Origin of the sequence: Hathewaya histolytica (genome assembly GCF_901482605.1) — a bacterium.
GTDB lineage: Bacteria > Bacillota > Clostridia > Clostridiales > Clostridiaceae > Hathewaya > Hathewaya histolytica.
Genome location: NZ_LR590481.1, coordinates 418,379 through 435,696, shown reverse-complemented (window position 1 = coordinate 435,696; position 17,318 = coordinate 418,379). Strand labels below are relative to the sequence as shown.

Annotated in this window: 16 protein-coding genes; all 16 read right to left on the bottom strand. The window is 27.7% G+C overall.

Going from position 1 to position 17,318, the window contains the following annotated elements; translation table 11 throughout:
• Positions 1–10: 10 nt before the first annotated feature.
• Positions 11–1,264: a S41 family peptidase gene (locus FGL08_RS02045; protein WP_138209225.1), complete on the bottom strand. Its 1,254-nt coding sequence runs from the start codon at positions 1,262–1,264 to the stop codon at positions 11–13.
• 142 nt (positions 1,265–1,406) lie between these two features.
• A complete protein-coding gene (gene ftsX, locus FGL08_RS02040) occupies positions 1,407–2,297 on the bottom strand; it encodes a permease-like cell division protein FtsX (RefSeq protein WP_138209224.1) in 891 nt (296 codons plus the stop codon).
• On the bottom strand, positions 2,287–2,973 hold the full coding sequence (gene ftsE / locus FGL08_RS02035; protein ID WP_138209223.1) for a cell division ATP-binding protein FtsE: 687 nt from the start codon (positions 2,971–2,973) through the stop codon (positions 2,287–2,289). Before ftsE ends, ftsX begins: the two co-directional genes overlap by 11 nt.
• A gap of 196 nt (positions 2,974–3,169) precedes the next feature.
• Entirely contained in the window at positions 3,170–3,526 is a 357-nt protein-coding gene (locus FGL08_RS02030) for a hypothetical protein (RefSeq protein ID WP_138209222.1), read from the bottom strand.
• Positions 3,527–3,699: 173 nt separating this feature from the next.
• Positions 3,700–5,097, bottom strand: a complete 1,398-nt coding sequence (lpdA, locus tag FGL08_RS02025; RefSeq protein ID WP_138209221.1) for a dihydrolipoyl dehydrogenase — start codon at positions 5,095–5,097, stop codon at positions 3,700–3,702.
• 171 nt (positions 5,098–5,268) lie between these two features.
• The gene (locus FGL08_RS02020) at positions 5,269–5,616 is read right to left on the bottom strand and encodes a type II toxin-antitoxin system PemK/MazF family toxin (protein WP_138209220.1); all 348 of its coding nucleotides are present in this window, start codon (positions 5,614–5,616) and stop codon (positions 5,269–5,271) included.
• The gene (locus FGL08_RS02015; RefSeq protein ID WP_138209219.1) at positions 5,576–5,893 is read right to left on the bottom strand and encodes a ribbon-helix-helix domain-containing protein; all 318 of its coding nucleotides are present in this window, start codon (positions 5,891–5,893) and stop codon (positions 5,576–5,578) included. The genes FGL08_RS02020 and FGL08_RS02015 overlap by 41 nt, the downstream gene beginning before the upstream one ends.
• A gap of 150 nt (positions 5,894–6,043) precedes the next feature.
• Entirely contained in the window at positions 6,044–7,204 is a 1,161-nt protein-coding gene (gene alr / locus FGL08_RS02010; protein ID WP_138209218.1) for an alanine racemase, read from the bottom strand.
• A 46-nt stretch (positions 7,205–7,250) separates the two neighbouring features.
• Entirely contained in the window at positions 7,251–7,967 is a 717-nt protein-coding gene (locus FGL08_RS02005; protein ID WP_138209217.1) for a germination lipoprotein GerS-related protein, read from the bottom strand.
• A 67-nt stretch (positions 7,968–8,034) separates the two neighbouring features.
• The gene (locus FGL08_RS02000) at positions 8,035–9,531 is read right to left on the bottom strand and encodes an NAD(P)H-hydrate dehydratase (protein ID WP_138209216.1); all 1,497 of its coding nucleotides are present in this window, start codon (positions 9,529–9,531) and stop codon (positions 8,035–8,037) included.
• A 1-nt stretch (position 9,532) separates the two neighbouring features.
• Positions 9,533–9,907, bottom strand: a complete 375-nt coding sequence (gene acpS / locus FGL08_RS01995; protein WP_138209215.1) for a holo-ACP synthase — start codon at positions 9,905–9,907, stop codon at positions 9,533–9,535.
• A 279-nt stretch (positions 9,908–10,186) separates the two neighbouring features.
• The gene (locus FGL08_RS01990) at positions 10,187–10,540 is read right to left on the bottom strand and encodes a DUF6514 family protein (protein WP_171011950.1); all 354 of its coding nucleotides are present in this window, start codon (positions 10,538–10,540) and stop codon (positions 10,187–10,189) included.
• 400 nt (positions 10,541–10,940) lie between these two features.
• Entirely contained in the window at positions 10,941–13,439 is a 2,499-nt protein-coding gene (locus FGL08_RS01985; protein WP_138209214.1) for a MucBP domain-containing protein, read from the bottom strand.
• Positions 13,440–13,780: 341 nt separating this feature from the next.
• Positions 13,781–15,064, bottom strand: a complete 1,284-nt coding sequence (locus tag FGL08_RS01980) for a hypothetical protein (RefSeq protein WP_171011949.1) — start codon at positions 15,062–15,064, stop codon at positions 13,781–13,783.
• Positions 15,048–16,184, bottom strand: coding sequence for a DUF58 domain-containing protein (locus tag FGL08_RS01975; RefSeq protein WP_138209212.1), 1,137 nt, complete (start codon positions 16,182–16,184; stop codon positions 15,048–15,050). The genes FGL08_RS01980 and FGL08_RS01975 overlap by 17 nt, the downstream gene beginning before the upstream one ends.
• A gap of 8 nt (positions 16,185–16,192) precedes the next feature.
• On the bottom strand, positions 16,193–17,143 hold the full coding sequence (locus FGL08_RS01970; RefSeq protein WP_138209211.1) for an AAA family ATPase: 951 nt from the start codon (positions 17,141–17,143) through the stop codon (positions 16,193–16,195).
• Positions 17,144–17,318 lie beyond the last annotated feature (175 nt).

Genomic DNA, 17,318 nt, shown 5'->3' with positions numbered 1-17,318 from the left:
AAAATGTTTACTACTTTATTTTGTCCTTTGTAATCTCTATTGCTTTTTTAAGCTGTGGATCTACATTTCTATCATATGGCTTTTCTCTTAATTCCTTTGGATATTCTACCTTAATGTCAGGCTCAATACCTTTTTTATCTATATTTTTACCATTTGGGGTATAGTAGTGAGATATAGTAACCTTTAGAGCTGTTCCGTCTCCAAAACCAAGTAATCTATTATCTATAACAGCTTGAACTTTTCCTTTTCCGAAAGTTTTTGTACCTACAATAGTGCCTTTTTTGTAGTCTTTAACAGCTGCTGATAATATTTCTGATGCACTAGCTGTTCCTTCATCTACAAGTATAGTAAGTGGCATATTTTGAGCTAGGCCTCCTATGGATTTATATTCTTTCTTCTTATTATATTTATCCATAGTGTAAACAATATTGTTTCCTTCTGGAATAAAATTAGAAGTTACTTTAATACATTGATCCACTAGTCCTCCTGGATTCCCCCTAAGATCTAGAATTAACCCTTTTATTTCTTTATCTCTTAACTTTTTAAGTTCAGTCATAAAGCTATCTGCGGTGTTCTCATCAAATAAACTCATCCTAATATATCCCAAATTATTTTCTATAACTTCACCTTTTACAGTAATCATTTTAATTTCATCTGCTACTAACTCTACTGGAAAATCTCCCTTTCCTTCTCGATTTAGTATAAGGTTTATCTTTTTTCCTTTTTTACCTTTCATCATTAGAATAGCCTTTTCTAAATTATCAGAGCTTACCTTTAAGTCGTTTACTTTTACCATAATATCTCCAGGTAAAATCCCAGCCTTATGTGCTGGTGAGTCTTCAAAAGGAGAAATTATAACTACCTTATTATCTTTTGTAACTCCTACTTGTATTCCTATTCCAACATATTTCCCCTCTGTCTCCGTACTCATTTTCTCATACTCTTTCTTATCCATATATGTAGTATAGGGATCTTTTAATGATGAGGTCATACCCTTTATTGCACCATCTAATAAAACTTCCTTTTCATATTTTCCATCATAGAATCTATCTATATTAGCCTTAGTTGCAAAAAGTTTCTTAAACTCCTGAATCTCATTAATAGACACTTTTGTAGTAAATTTATTGTATATCCTAGGAGATATTAAAGCTGTAATGGTATTAGTAACTAAAAGCAATGCTACTATTAAGGATATTCGTTTAAATTTATTATTTTTTTCACCTTTACTATTTTCTTTTATTTCTTTAAAGTTCTCTCCGCTCATAAATTTACCTCATTTCTATAATTTAAAGTAAATCTTTAAAAAACAGATGGAGATAATACCCCATCTGATTTACTTTCTATTCTATATTGTTCCTATTAAAATTATATTTTAATCATTATTATTCTATTAAAAATATCTTTTTTTATACCTTTAAGTATTTTCTTATGGATAGAATACTTCCTAAAGCACCTATTATCGCTCCAGCTATAACAAATTTCCAACTTAGATTTACTAGAATATATGATGGATTTACTAATTTAACAAACAGGTTGTCCATAAGTTTTCCATATACAAAAATCTTATATATATAGTATAAAAGTGTTGTTGATAATATACTTCCAAAGAATCCTATAAGCATACCTTCTATAATAAAAGGCCATCTTATAAACCAATCTGTAGCTCCCACAAACTTCATAATACCAATTTCTCGTCTTCTTGAGAATACAGCAAGTTTAATAGTATTACCAATTAGGAAAATGGAAACAAATATAAGTATAGAGAACATACCTACCCCTAATATATTTAAACTTTGACTTATTCTCTGTATTTTATTTGCAATAGCTCTAACATCTCTAATCTTTTGTACTCCAGGAACATCTTTCACGGCTTCTACCACCTTAGAAATTTGTTCTGGTTTTGATACTGTAACTATGTACGCCATTGGGAAAGGATTGTTTTCCTCTAGTCCTTTAACTAATTCTTCTCCATCTTCCCCAAATCTCTTTTTAGCATTTTCTAATGCCTGTTTTTTATCTTCAAATTCTATATTTGAAATACCTTCTACAGATTGAATAGTATCCTTAACCTTTTTTAACTGTTCTTTAGTGACTTCATCCTTAAGATATATATCTGCCTGTAAATTAGATCCAACTTGGTCTATTACTCCATTTATAGTAACCATAGACATCATGAATACACCAAAGATAAATAAAGTTGCCATTACTGTGGCTACTGATGCAAAACTTAAAGTTCTATTTCTTCTTAAACTTTTTACAGATTCAATGACAAAATATTTTATATTACTAGTCTTCATTACTATATCTTCCCCTCTGTTCATCTCTTGCTATAACACCCTTCTCTATAGCAACAACTCTTTTTTTCATCATATCAACTATTTCCTTAGCATGAGTAGCCATTAATATAGTGGTACCTGCTCTATTGATATCACTTAATATCTCCATAATTTCCAATGATGTTTCTGGGTCTAAGTTTCCTGTAGGCTCGTCTGCAATTAGTAAATTAGGGTTATTTACTAAGGCTCTTGCAATAGATACCCTTTGTTGCTCTCCCCCTGATAGTTCATGTGGGAAAGCTTTATATTTCTTAGAAAGACCTACCATTGAAAGCACAACTGGAACCTTTCTCTTTATCTCTTTTGAACTACACTCGGTTACTCTCATAGCAAAGGCAACATTTTCATATACATTTAATGTAGGTATAAGTCTGAAATCCTGAAATACTATTCCTATTTTTCTTCTATAATAAGGAATCTTAGATTGGGAAATTTCCGTTACATCTGAATCATTAACAATTATTCTTCCTGATGTAGGGTTTGTCTCTTTTAGTAATAATTTAATAAAGGTAGACTTACCAGCTCCACTAGGCCCAACTAAGAAAACAAATTCTCCTCTTTCAAGCTTTAAATTTATATTAGATAAAGCCATTACATTATTATCGTACGTTTTGGTTACATTTTTAAACTCTATCATACAATTTCTCCTCATTTTTTTACTTTATTTTAAGTGTAGCAACATTATTAGCTATTTTAATATGTAAAAACTATTATTATTATAACATAAGATTTTCATATTAAATAATTAATTTTATTAAATTTTTTTAAATTGATTAAATAATAAAAAAGAGAGCTCAAAAGTTAAAAATAAATTTCGAACATCTCTTTTTATGTTATTTAATTATATAAATTATATAATCTAATAATACAGAATATATAAGCATCATTCCACTTACATACCCTATTACTTTAATTAAACCAAATTTATAAAAATGTTTATTCCATTCTTTTTCATGATTAAGTTTACTCATATATTTAGGCTTCATAAACGCTATAGCACAAATAAAAAGCCCTAAACAAGATATATATGTTCCCATAGCATAAATCCAATGAAGAACTAAAATATAGTTAAAATTCCCCTTACTTAAACCATAGATTGTCGCAATTAAGGCTCCAATAATAATAGGAATAATATATACCTTTAAAGAAATTTTAAAACATGTAAAAAAATCATACATCCTTTCTCCCATGTCCCGGCCTAGCCTCCTCTTATTTACTTTAGCAATAGATGAAATTATCTTTATTATGAAAATTTTTAGTTTAAAGTATTATATCATAGATTTTTTTTAAAATCACTTGTAAATTAAAAACGAATTTCCTATTTTGCTAAAGAATAACCTTGTGCTAGTAAACCTATAATTTATTATCTTCTTCTAGGGATGGAATGAATAGCCTCATCATTTAAACTTAGTACTGCTTCATAGAATACTTCACCTAAAGTTGGATGGGCATGTATTGTATTTTTAAGTTGATCTATAGTTAATCCATTGCTTACTACAACCTCAGCTTCATGAATTAAGTCTGATGCATGTGGTCCCATAATGTGAACGCCTATTATCTTTTTGCTATCTTTATCACAAATAACTTTAACGAAACCGTCAGTTTCTCCTAAAGCTAGTGCTTTTCCATTTCCGCCAAACATAAATTTAGCTGATTTATAATTAATTTCTTTTTCCTTTGCAATTTCTTCTGTAACACCAACCCCTGCAACTTCTGGGAAAGTAAATACACATCCTGGAATCTCGCCTTTAAATTTCTCCTTTAACTCTCCAAATAATTTTTCAACTACATAAACTCCTTGTGCAGTAGCTGCATGTGCTAACATAGATTTTCCATTAACATCTCCTATAGCATAAATAGTATCTATATTAGTTTTAAAATCATTATCTACAATTATTCCTTTTCTTGTATGCTCTAAATTAATCCCTTCTAAATTTAATCCTTCTATATAAGGCATCCTACCAGTAGATACAAGTATTTTTTCAGATACAAATTCTAACTCACCTTTTTTACCTTCTGCCTTAACTATCAATCCATTTTCACTTTTCTCAATTCCAGTTACCTTTGTAGATGCATGGATTTCTATATCTTTTTTCTTTAAAAATACAGTAAGTCTCTTACTTATATCCTTATCCATTTGCATTAATATATTAGGAAGAGCTTCTATTATAACAACCTTACTTCCCATAGCATTAAATATAGCTCCAAATTCTAGTCCAATTACTCCGCCACCTATTATAGTTAAAGTTTTCGGAACTTCCGTTACTTCTAGCATTTCATCGCTACCTATAACCCCTTCATGTTCCACACCTGGAATTGGTGGTATAAATACTTTTGATCCAGTTGCAATGATTATATGTTTTGCTGTTATTTCCTTTTCTCCATCTTCTGATTTTACAATTATTGTATTTTTATCTTTAAATCTACCTTCACCTTTAACTATTTCTACTCCATTTCCTTTTAATAATTGCTCTATACCTAAAACTAAAGTATTAACAATATCTTTTTTTCTTTCTTGAACTTTTGAAAAATCTAGCTCATATGAACCTACTTTTATACCGAACTCATCCATTCTTTTCATGTTCTCTAAAAGTTCAGCATTTCTATATAAAGATTTTGTAGGTATACATCCTTTATTTAAACATACCCCACCAAAGTGCTCTTTCTCAACTACAGCCACTTTTGCTCCTAATTGTGCCGCTCTTATAGCCGCTGCGTACCCTCCTGGACCTGCTCCAAGAACTATTAAATCTTTTTCCATAACCATAACCTCCCCAAAAATACTATAAATATTATATCATATAAAATTATTCTTTTAATCCATAATTAATATTCTTTTATAGAAATTGTGTATAAAAAAAGGTCACCTCATAAACATATGAGATAACCTTTTTAATTATTCTATATCTTACTATAATAATATAATACTTTTTTATAAATCTATGCTTACTCTTAAAGCCTGATCTACCTTTTTCATGTCTTCATCAGACATATGACCGATTTTCTCTTTTAACCTCTTCTTGTCCAAGGTTCTTATTTGTTCAAGTAATACTACAGAATCCTTGTTTAATCCATACTCCTCTGAAGATATTTCTACGTGAGTTGGAAGTTTTGCCTTATTTATTTGTGAAGTTATTGCTGAGATTATTACTGTAGGACTATATTTATTTCCTATATCATTTTGTATAATAATAACCGGTCTTATACCGCCTTGTTCTGAACCAATAACGGGGCTTAGATCAGCATAGAATATATCTCCTCGTTTCACTGTCATTGTCATACGGAAAATCACTCTCCAGAAGCCCGGTTTCATATTCATTTAACTCTTCATTATAATTTTCAAAACCTAATTCGCAATATTGTAGATTTACTTCTGCCATTTCTTCATATCCTTTTTTCATCTGTTCCTGTAACTTTAGCTTTTTAGTTTCCTCTATATATAATATTATTGCTTCTCTAATAAATTTACTCTTTTTTATATTATTTTTTTTAATAACTTCATTTAGTTCATTGTTAAGTGTTTCAGAGAGGCTAATTACTAATCTTTTTCTCGACATACAAAAATCGATACCTCCTAATTCAGCTTAAGCTGTATTATATGTATTCGTATATAAATTATTATATTTCAACAAATATAGATCTGTCAAAACTTTTATCTTCTTTTTCCCCTAATTTACTACAAACAATTTTTGTATCCGAGCATAAGATTAGATATAATTACGAATTTGCACTACTTTTCCTTCTTTTATGTAGACCCTTGGCACCCTTTTTCCTAGAATACATAATATTTCATAACTCATAGTACCAATTAATTCTCCAATTTCTTCTGCTGTTATTTTATTATTCCCACTTTCTCCAATTAGTATAACCTCTTCACCAACTTTTATATCTTTAATATGTGTAACATCTATCATGCATTGATCCATGCATATTTTTCCTACAACTGGAGCAACTTCACCTTTTATTAATACCCTGGCTTTCCCAGTTAGTAGTCTACTATATCCGTCAGCGTATCCTACTGGAAGAGTCGCAATTATGCTATCTTTTTCTGTCTTAAATACTCTTCCATAACCTATGTATTCCTCTGCTTTCACTTTTTTAATATGCACTACATTGGTCTTTAAAGACATTACTGGTTTTAAACTAATTCTTTCTTTTTTCACCTCACTAGAAGGATAATAACCATATAATATAATGCCTGGTCTTACCACTTCTAAATGCTGATCTTCTAAATCTATAATACCAGCACTATTGCTAATATGCCTTTTTCCTATATCAACCCCTTTATTTATTAATTTTTCACAAAACCAATTAAATCTATCTATTTGTAATTTTGTGTAATCTTTATCTTCCTCATCAGCAGAAGAAAAATGGGAAAATACTCCTACTATTTTTATATTAGGTAACCTACTTATTTTTACTACTTCTTCTATACTTTTTTCATCTTTTAAATAACCTATTCTTCCCATACCTGTATCTACTGCTATATGAATTTTGGCCGTTTTATTTTTTATTTTGGCAACTCTAGATAATTCTTCAGCAAAATCATAAGAATAAATTGTCTGTTCTATATCATACTTTAAAATCTCATCTATAAAACTAGGTGGAGTAAATCCTAATATTAGAATAGGACAATCAACCCCATATTTTCTAAGCTCAATAGCCTCACTTAAAACTGCAACAGCCAGACTATTAGCTCCATTTTCTAGTAAAACTGATGCTAAACCAATAGCTCCATGTCCATATGCATCAGCTTTTACCACCGCCATAATTTCTTTACTTTTAGAAATCTTTCTAATCTCTCTGATATTATGAATAAGATTATCTAAATTAACTTCAGCCCATACTGGTCTTAAATGCTTAAACAAAACTGTCACCTCTATTTTTTAACTTTAGTTTAAATATTATTATATATTAAAATTTAAATTCTGACTCATCAATTTTTACATTGTTTATAAAATCTTTATACTTTATTTTAGTAGTTACTTTATGCTCTTTATTTAAAATTAATAACTCTTTAGGAGTTTTACTTTTTATGTCTATTATTAACTTAGCACTATTTACATTTTCATTGTTTCCTGGCAAAACAAAATGTAAAGTTTCAATTTCTTCTTTATTTTTCTTTTCTTTAATACTTTTTAAATTTTTATCTGTATATAAATATTTTAAGCATTCATCTATAAATGTAATTTTAAATAAATCTGTTTTTTCCTTTTCATCTTGGAAAACTTTAGAGTTATACTTATCCTTTACATATAGCTTTCCATCTTTATATAAGTAAATATTTTTCTCTAGCTCTAATTTACTACCTACATTCTTTTTATACTTTTGAGTTCCAGAATATAAAAACTCTTGCTTATCATTCTTGGATATAATTTCTATACTTGCACTATAACTTTGTATATTCTTTAGAGATTGAATACTATCAAACACACTCTCTTGTTTTTTTGTGCAAAGTTTAAACATAAAGGCACCCCATATAATTAAAAGTATGATTACTAGGAATCTAAAAACCTTATTCCCACTTCTATATATTTTTTTTTCTTTTTCATTTGCTATTTCTTCTTTTATATTTTTAGTTGTTAATTTCTCTATAGTATATTTTATCTTCTCTTTTATAGTTTTCCTCATAGTACTCCCCCTAGAACCTATAACATCTTTTACTATAAATTTTATTAGAGAAATTCACTATATATGACTAATCTAAAAGTTCTTTTATATATTTAGAAATATTATTTATAATATCTTCTGCTGTTACTACAAACTTATCATTACTAAGTTTGTCTCCCACATAACCATGTATATATGCACCAAGTGCCGTTGCTTTAAATGCATCGTACCCTTGCGCTATTAGGGCTGTTATAATTCCTGTTAAACAATCCCCCATTCCACCACTTGCCATAGAACTATTTCCAGTTGAGTTTATATATAACTCTTCTCCATTAGTAATAACTGTGTTAAAACCTTTTAAAAGTACTATTACTCCATAATCTCTACTAAACTTCTTGGCTACTTCAAATCTATTTTCTCTTATTTCTTCTATGGACAAACTTGTAAGCCTGCTCATTTCTCCTAAATGTGGTGTTAAAATAATAGGATAATTAGAATTCTCCTTTAAAACATTTAAATTGTCTGGCAATACATTTAATCCATCTGCATCAATTAACATTGGACATCTTCTATTTTTTAACACTCTTTTAATTATTTCTAGGGTTTCTAGTTTACTTCCCATACCTGGCCCTATTGCTATAGAATCTGACTTTTTTATGTACTCATCTATTTTTTCATTATTATTTTCTATACTCATAGCCTCTAATAGTCTAGACCCTACACTATTATATATTTCTTCAGCACAAGCTAAAGTTACTAAACCTGCTCCACTTTTAACAGCAGAGTTTGTTGAAATTAATGCAGCACCAGTAAAACCCTTTGACCCTGCAAAAATTAAAGCCCTACCAAAATCACCTTTGTGAGCTACAAGATTTCTCTTACTTAAATTACTTTTTACAAATTCCTTTTCTAGATAAAACTCTCTTTCCTCCATTTTATCTAAAACCATCCTAGGTATACCTATAGATTCTACATATATATCTCCTAAATATTCAATTGATTCATATGCAAAAAAACCTCTCTTATAAACCTGAAATGAAATAGTTTTTTGTGCTTTAATGGCAATACCTAAAACTTTTCCAGTATCACTATGAATTCCAGAAGGAATATCTATAGATAAAGTATATTTACTGTATTCATTAACTACATTTATTACATTCTTAAATAAACCCTCTACATTTCTTTTTAAGCCTGTACCAAAAATCCCATCTATAATAAGAGTTTTTTCTTCTATAGAACATTTTAATATATCTAGGTCTTCCGCTTTATTTATTATTACAATTTCAGCATTCATATTTTTTAAAATCTCATAGTTAATTTTAAAATCTAATTGCCCATCCCTATCACCAATTATAAAAATTTTTACTTTTTTATCTTTTGATATAAGATGCCTTGCAACTACTAAAGCATCTCCACCGTTATTCCCTCTTCCTGCAATCACTACGTAATCATTAAATCTTTCTTGTTCTATATGTTTTAATATTTTTAATGCTGCATTTTCCATAAGCACAATACTTGGAATTTTAAGTTCCTCTATACAATATCTATCAAGTTCCCTTATATGTTCTGCCTTCCCAACTCTCAAACTACATCACCTCCAAAATTACATAGGCTACAGCATGAGTCTCACTATGAGATATACTTAAATGAAGTTTATATTCCCCATTCTTCTCTGCTATTAATTTTGCCTTTCCTTTTAAACTTACAATAGGTTTTCCTAATGCATTATGCTCTATCTGTATATCCTTAAATTCAAACTCCCTAAACCCTGTACCTAAAGCTTTTGCTACAGCCTCTTTTGCTGCAAACTTACCTGCAACAAATTCTGGTCTGAATTTTTTACTTTGAAAATATTCTATTTCATCTTTAGTAAATAACTTGTCCAAGAAATTCTCTCTTTTTTCCATAGATTTTTTTATTCTATAAATCTCAATTATATCTACGCCTATCCCAACTATCAACTTTCTCTTTCCCTTCTATAATTTTTAGGAATATTACAATAAATACTTATAAAGAAACATTATATTTTATAAACATTATAATATATTCTATAAAAAAAATAATTTTTTTCTTATAGTAGTACTATTATAATATTATATTTTGTCTTAATAAATTAAAATAGGCAAACTTCTGGTGAGTTGCCTATTTAATAGTTGTTAGAAGGTTCTGAAATATTAAAATATATATATAATAAGTATACTAATTTATAACTTTTGATTTAATTTAATAATTATAGGCAACTAACATGAAGAAGTATCTTTTAAACACTTATCAAAATCTGCAATGTATTCATCTATGTATTCTCCAAGAACTTCTATTAAATGAATTGGAGATACATCATTAGAGTATAGTATCTTAAGTAAGTCATGTACTTTATATCTTTGAGGACTTATACTCTTCACACAATCTCTTTCTAAATTTATAATTTTGCCATCTTTTATATCTTGTCTCTCTACTTCTATACCATAAGTTTGAATTTGTGATAATTCACTTTGTATATATAGTGAAATATCACTCCTAACCAACCTGTAGATATAGTTATGTTTTATATTTTCACCACTAACATGCTTAGATACACTTTCAACAATTATCATTTTTTCACCCCTACCCTTTCCACACTTCTTTATAACATAGCTATATAATATCATTATGTGGAAAAAAAATATGTCATATTGTGATTGCCTGTTAATAATTTTATGTATTATAAATTGACACATTAAAAGATTTTCTCTAATCAAATTAACAATTTTATAGACCTCCTCCATATAATTCCTATTAATATTCTTTATAATATGTCGAATTTTAAAAATATATATCTAAATTTAAAAATAAGTTTTAGAATAATTATACACATATTAACATAGAAATATCCACAGATGTTAATTTAAAACTTACATTCCTTAAACTTATCAACATCTGTGGATATCTATCTCTTTATTTAAATTACCACTTTAAAATATAAAATAATTTTTTAAATACGGATTGTTGTGCTTATTAATTTCCTTTTATCCTTCTTTTTATTGTAAAATAGAATCCCATTAATATCATCAGTGAACCTATAAATAAGTTTTTAGTAGGTTCTTCACCAGTTTTTGGAAGTACATTAATACTTTTTTTAGTTATATTTTTATTGTCTTCATTTACTAATGCTATAATTTCTTTATTCTGTTTATTATCTTTGATGACTTTGCTATCTTTGTGATTTTCCTTATCTTTGTTGCCTTTTTGCTCTCCGTTATCTTTATTATTCTTATTATCTTTTATTTCATCCTTGTTGTCCTTATTATCTTTTACTTCTTCTTTGTTATCTTTTCCCTCTTTACGGCTGTAAACATAAGTTACTACTTTATCATTTTCTTTAACTATTCCTTTAGTAGCTGCAGATCCTTTTGCTATTTCCTTAAAATTATATCCTTGAATATCTTTTTGAACTGTTACATATTCTCTATTAAACCAGTCATACGCTTTAAATTCTTCTGTCTTTTCTATCTCATTTCCATTTTCATCAACATATCTCGCTTTTACAGTTCTTACATTACGCTCTACATTCCCATTCTCTTGTTGTAATACAGTAGCATGTACAACAATATCCTCATTAAAGTTTATACCATCAACTGCTATTTGCATCTTAAATGTTACATCTCCACGCATATTATTAGGGCATATAACCTCAAGCATTTGATAATTTCCGTTACCAATTATACCTGTACCATCAAAGTTAACCATAATGAAATAATAATAACTATCTTTACTAGGATCGTTAAGAACTGGCCACTCTACACCATTTTCATCTGTTATTCTTACTTTTGTCTTATTTTTAACTAAATTCGTACCATATACACGTAATCTTGTTTTTTTACTTTCTTGGTTAATAGGAGTTTTAGTTGATGTATTATCCCATGGATTTTCTATATTTGTACCATATGAGTTAATAGTAACATGACTTAAAGTAGTATCTTTTTTAGTTTTATTTTTAGGTAGTACAGCAATTACCAATCTTTTATCATAATCAAATTCAACATCAATAGCAGTTGCCCCACCATCAATTGATATTCTTACAATATATGTTTTAGTTACATCAGAAGTGTTCGCTGGAAGTTTAAATTTTAATGTTTGGCTATTTCCTTCACCTGTAACATCTACTTTAATATCTTTCTTAGCTGTAGTACTTGTAGTATCAAAAATCTGTGCTACTGTTCCATCTTTTTCAGTAGATGGCTTTAAATTTTCACCTTCTATTTTAATAGCAACTTCTCCACCTTCACTAGTAAGTATTTCATCACTTATAGATTCTATCTTAATCAATTTAGGTGCTAGAAATTGCTTATATGATTTTATAAACAGTTGGATATCATCATTGTATAATCCATCATTATCTTTAACTGTTCCATCATTTATAGATAATACATTATTAACACCTTCTAATTTTTTATCTAGTGTAATAATTAACTTATTTGCTTTAATATCTACCCTGTCTTTTTCTCCAAGTTTATTAAATGTATTATAACTAGTACCAGCTAAATGATTTCTAGATAATCTTATTTGTCTTTTAAGCTGCTCCAAATCATCTCTACCATTCTCTATATTTTGGTTAAAAACTGCAGATATGACCTTTTCTGTTTTATCCATATATATATTGCACTTAAGTTCTTTGCTTATTTGTGAACTCGAAATTTTAGGTTTTTTTATAACAACAGTTTTTTCTTTTATAAATTTAATACTTCCATCATCTTCATTAATGAATCCAACTTTTACTATGTATTCTTCATCTTCTTTTGTTATATTTTTAGGAAATTTAAGAAAAGCTTTTTGACTTTTTTCATCCCCTGTAAATTGTGCACTAGAATAAATATTAGGTTGATCTATATCTTTTTCATTAACTTTCTTAAGCACTTTCACCTTCATAAGTTCTGATTTCAAGTTATTTCCTTCAACTGTTAGTGGATTTATCAAATATTCATTTTCACCTGTATTAGACATAGAATAGCTACAAGATATAGAGCTTATTTCTATATTCTTGTCTTTTTCTTTAGGCTTTACAGATATTCTTTTTGTCTTACTTTTTTCACCAACTGTAATGTTTAAAAAATACTTTTGCATTTCTTCTGTATCATTTTCTGGAAATTTAAAACTTAGTATTTGTTCTTCACTAGTTCCTCCAACCTTGAAATCCACATTACTTACTATTACTCCATCTAAAAATGCCATAACTTTTATAGAGTCTGGTTTTAAATTTTTACCTGTAACTTTAACTGTACTTGTTCCACCACTTTCAATTGTAGACTTACTAAAATCACTAATATTATCTACCTTTATAGAATCTTCTTGTTTAATAGAAGCATTTTCTGAACCATTAGCACTTGGTTGTGCCATTTCTGAACTTTTAGCCCTCATATTTTGATTCCCATTAGGCATAGTAGTAGCATAAGTCGTAGTTGTACTACTTAATAACATTATTGAAGCTAATACTGCTGATATAGTTTTTTTCTTCATGATTAATCCCCCCGGTTTTACCTATTTGTATTAATATTAGTTCTACTTCTTATTCAAATATTAAAAAGAATAGAACTTACCCCAATGTTATACTACCACTCACTATATTTCATGTAAATACAACAAGTGACATTTTTCTACTTTTTTGTATTGAAATTTCTAATATTATTTCAAAGTACTATTGAAAAAATAAATAATTTTCTTATCCCTAACTTATATATTATCCAAAACAAACTTATAATTTTAAAAATATAGTGCACATATTAACAATAAAAAAAACATCCACAAAAGTTAGTTCAAAGCTTATATTTCCTTGCTTTATCAACTTCTGTGGATGCCTATTAAAATTTTTTTAGTTCTCTATTCACAATCTTATAGCTTTCCTTAATCTTCTCTAATTGCTCTTTTGAAATTTCATTATTAGAAAACTTAGCCTCATTGTATATACTTGCTATATTCTCTAATTCTTCATTTTTGTCTATATGAATTTTAAGTATATTACTTAAAACTGTAGCTGTCATATATTTTTTAAAAAACTTTTTCTTATAGGATTCTTTTAAAAATTTACCATATAATTTTATTATGCTACTTCTTATATTATTATTAAATTTAAAGATAGAGCCAAATAATAAACTCTTTTTTTTATTTTCTCTTATATATTTTTTTTCAATAATATCCTCATACTCTTCTATGTTATAATCTTTAGAAGTTTTATGTACAATTTTAATATATAACTTGTACATTAAAAATATAATTATACACAGTAAAATTACTTTTAAACCTAATTTTATAATAGGAGATTCAAAAAACTTAAAAATATAGTTATTTAAACTTTCATCCACAACTTTTTTTGTCTTTTCTACAGTTTTTGAACCTAAATGCTCAATAGTTTTAGATGATGTCTTTAACTTTATTAATTGTATAACTTTTTCTAAGGGTTTAAAAACTATATATGATATTAGGTAAAGGATTTTTTCAAGAATGTTATCTAATAATGTTTTTATAACTTTTAATAAAATTATAAACTTACTATATATAAATTCTACAGAAAAAATCATGATAAAAATTCCTATAAATAAATTAACCTTTATACTACTACTGTTCCTTATTTTATATTCATAATTCCTACTTTCCCTTAAAAGTATTATGCTGAGCATTATTATAAAAAAATAAAACCCTATTATCTTATAAAATAACTCCCTATATACAAGATTCATCACTACTCCCACTAATATAGTAATAATAAATCCATTTTTAACTTTATATTTATATTCCTCGTAATTTAAAAGTTCATCATTAAACTCTCTATATATCCAAAGAAGAAAAATTATAGAAAAAAAATTAATTATAGTTCCTCTTAAAGATAGAATTTTCATAGTTAAAGGCAGTACTATAGAATAATTTATAAATATCAAAACTATAATTTTTCTATTTTTGTCCCACCGTTGAAATAACCTGTAAGAAAGGTATTTAGAAAATATAATAATAATTAAATTTAATATATATATTTTTTTACTTAGCAATACTCCCGTAGATATTACGTATAAGAGATTAAAAAGTATAAAAAATATAGTGTTAATTAAAATTAAATAAATAAATTTAACTTTATTATACCAATTTATCATTTTTTCGTAGCCCCCTAAAATCTAATTTTTGTATTCCTCTTATTTTAGGTAACTTTAACTTAGAAGACACATCTATTAATATTATATCTATACCTTTTACACTTAGACTATATAAAAAATTTAAACTATCTTCATCTATAAATGATGCTATGATAATATATGTGCAGTTATTCTTTAGCTTTTTCGCCTTGTTTTTTAATAATTCTATAAAACTTATATCCTTCATATAATACATTCTAGCACAGAGCTCTAATATGCCTTTTAAGGAGTATACAGATGGTTTTACTTCTTTTAACCGCTCATTATTCTCACTCATAACTTTAGCATTAGTCCACATTCCTGTGCTTATTCCAGCCTTTACGCAGTATGTCGCTATAGATGCAGCAATGCTTATAGCATTTTCCATTTCACCTTCATGAGAACTTCTCCAAATCCCATCTCCAAAGTCTACATTTACTATAATAATAACCTCTCTGTCAGAAGTATAATCATACTCCTTTACCATAAGTTTATTCATCTTTGCGCTAGAACTCCAGTGTATATCCTTCATTCTATCACCTATAGTATATTCCCTTATACCTTTTATAAATAGAGGATCCTTATATATCCACCTTTTTATTACATTATCTCCAAATAGATTAGTAGAACTAAATTTATAATTATCTATATTTATAACCTTAGGATATACTACTAGTTGAAGGTAATTCAAAAACTCTTTTTTAGTAGTGGAAAATCCAAAAATATCTCCTATTGTAATCTCTACTTGACTAATTGTATATACCCCTCTTTTTTTAGCTTTTAATCTTATGGTTCTTTTTCCTTTTTCATATCCCTTTAGACTATACCTACTAACATTAAATTTAAAACCCTCATTTTCAATTTGAAGATTGTTACTTACTGATTGAAATTCTGCAGGAAACTTTTCTCTAATATAAATAAAAGATATGGGGAGTTTTTTTCTGTTTTCTAAAACAGTGCTAATTTTAAATTCCTCTTCCTGAAAAACACTTTTCTTGCTAAGTTCTCTATAAACTTCTAATTTCTGAAATCCTTTTTCTTTAGTATAATTTGAAAGCTTGTATAAAAGAAAAATTAAAATGCAAATAAATATAATATACATATTATCATCTAAACCTCTTCTAGTGGTGTATCAACTTTATTTAATATTTCTTCTATAACTCTCTGTGCAAGTCCCCTATCCATATCAACTTCTGTATGTAACACTAGTCTATGACTTAAAACAGAAGTAGCCATATTTTTAATATCCTCAGGTATTACAAAGTCTCTTCCGTTAATAGCAGCATGTGCTTGGCAAGCTTTCATAAAACATAGTGTAGCTCTAGGACTACACCCAACTTTAACTTCCTCATGCTTTCTAGTTTCTTTTATAATATCTAATATATATTCTTTTATAGGTGAACTTACATAAACCTTATTATAATTTTCTTGCACGAATTTTATAGATTCAATACTAACTACTGCCTCTAATGTATCTAATGGATCTTCCTCTTTAAATCTATCCAACATATCTAGTTCTTCTGTACTATTGGGGTACCCCATTGAAAGTCTTATAAAAAACCTATCTAACTGTGCCTCAGGTAAAGGAAAAGTACCGAACTGTTCTATAGGATTTTGAGTTCCTATAACAAAGAATGGCTTATCCAAAATTATGGTATCTTCACCAACAGTTATCTGACCCTCTTCCATACACTCAAGTAGTGCAGATTGAGTTCTAGGTGTTGCCCTATTTATCTCATCTGCTAAAACAAAATTAGTAATTAAAGGTCCCCTTTTAAATTGGAAATCTCCCACCTTTTGATTATAAAAATATATTCCTGTAAGATCAGAAGGTAGTAAATCAGGTGTAAACTGAACTCTTTTAAATTCACAATTTAATGATTTTGCAAGACTCTTAGCAAGTTTAGTCTTTCCAAGTCCAGGTACATCCTCTAAAAGCACATGTCCTGAACATATAAAAGCTACAATTATTTTATCTATTTTATCACTTTTACCCACAATTACTTTACTTATATTGTGATTTAATCTTCTTCTAAAATCACTAAACTTTTCAACATCCATCTTATTTCCCCCTTAATTAAATACCGCTATACAAAGTTAAATAAGTTTAACTGAAGCTTGTGTAATGCCTTTAAAATATACTATATCTCATATTATATCACTTATTTTTTGAATAATCTAAAAATTTAAACATTAATTCTTATATCTATAAAACAAAAAACTATACTCTTATTTA

Bases quoted from the DNA above. Each gene is read 5' to 3' on its own strand.
- FGL08_RS01985 (WP_138209214.1), bottom strand. From the start codon at position 13,439: ATGAAGAAAAAAACTATATCAGCAGTATTAGCTTCAATAATGTTATTA.
- FGL08_RS01990 (WP_171011950.1), bottom strand. From the start codon at position 10,540: ATGATAATTGTTGAAAGTGTATCTAAGCATGTTAGTGGTGAAAATATA.
- FGL08_RS01980 (WP_171011949.1), bottom strand. From the start codon at position 15,064: ATGATAAATTGGTATAATAAAGTTAAATTTATTTATTTAATTTTAATT.
- FGL08_RS02030 (WP_138209222.1), bottom strand. From the start codon at position 3,526: ATGGGAGAAAGGATGTATGATTTTTTTACATGTTTTAAAATTTCTTTA.
- FGL08_RS01970 (WP_138209211.1), bottom strand. From the start codon at position 17,143: ATGGATGTTGAAAAGTTTAGTGATTTTAGAAGAAGATTAAATCACAAT.
- FGL08_RS02020 (WP_138209220.1), bottom strand. From the start codon at position 5,616: ATGACAATGACAGTGAAACGAGGAGATATATTCTATGCTGATCTAAGC.
- FGL08_RS02005 (WP_138209217.1), bottom strand. From the start codon at position 7,967: ATGAGGAAAACTATAAAAGAGAAGATAAAATATACTATAGAGAAATTA.
- lpdA (WP_138209221.1), bottom strand. From the start codon at position 5,097: ATGGAAAAAGATTTAATAGTTCTTGGAGCAGGTCCAGGAGGGTACGCA.
- FGL08_RS02015 (WP_138209219.1), bottom strand. From the start codon at position 5,893: ATGTCGAGAAAAAGATTAGTAATTAGCCTCTCTGAAACACTTAACAAT.
- FGL08_RS02045 (WP_138209225.1), bottom strand. From the start codon at position 1,264: ATGAGCGGAGAGAACTTTAAAGAAATAAAAGAAAATAGTAAAGGTGAA.
- ftsE (WP_138209223.1), bottom strand. From the start codon at position 2,973: ATGATAGAGTTTAAAAATGTAACCAAAACGTACGATAATAATGTAATG.
- FGL08_RS01975 (WP_138209212.1), bottom strand. From the start codon at position 16,184: ATGTATATTATATTTATTTGCATTTTAATTTTTCTTTTATACAAGCTT.
- ftsX (WP_138209224.1), bottom strand. From the start codon at position 2,297: ATGAAGACTAGTAATATAAAATATTTTGTCATTGAATCTGTAAAAAGT.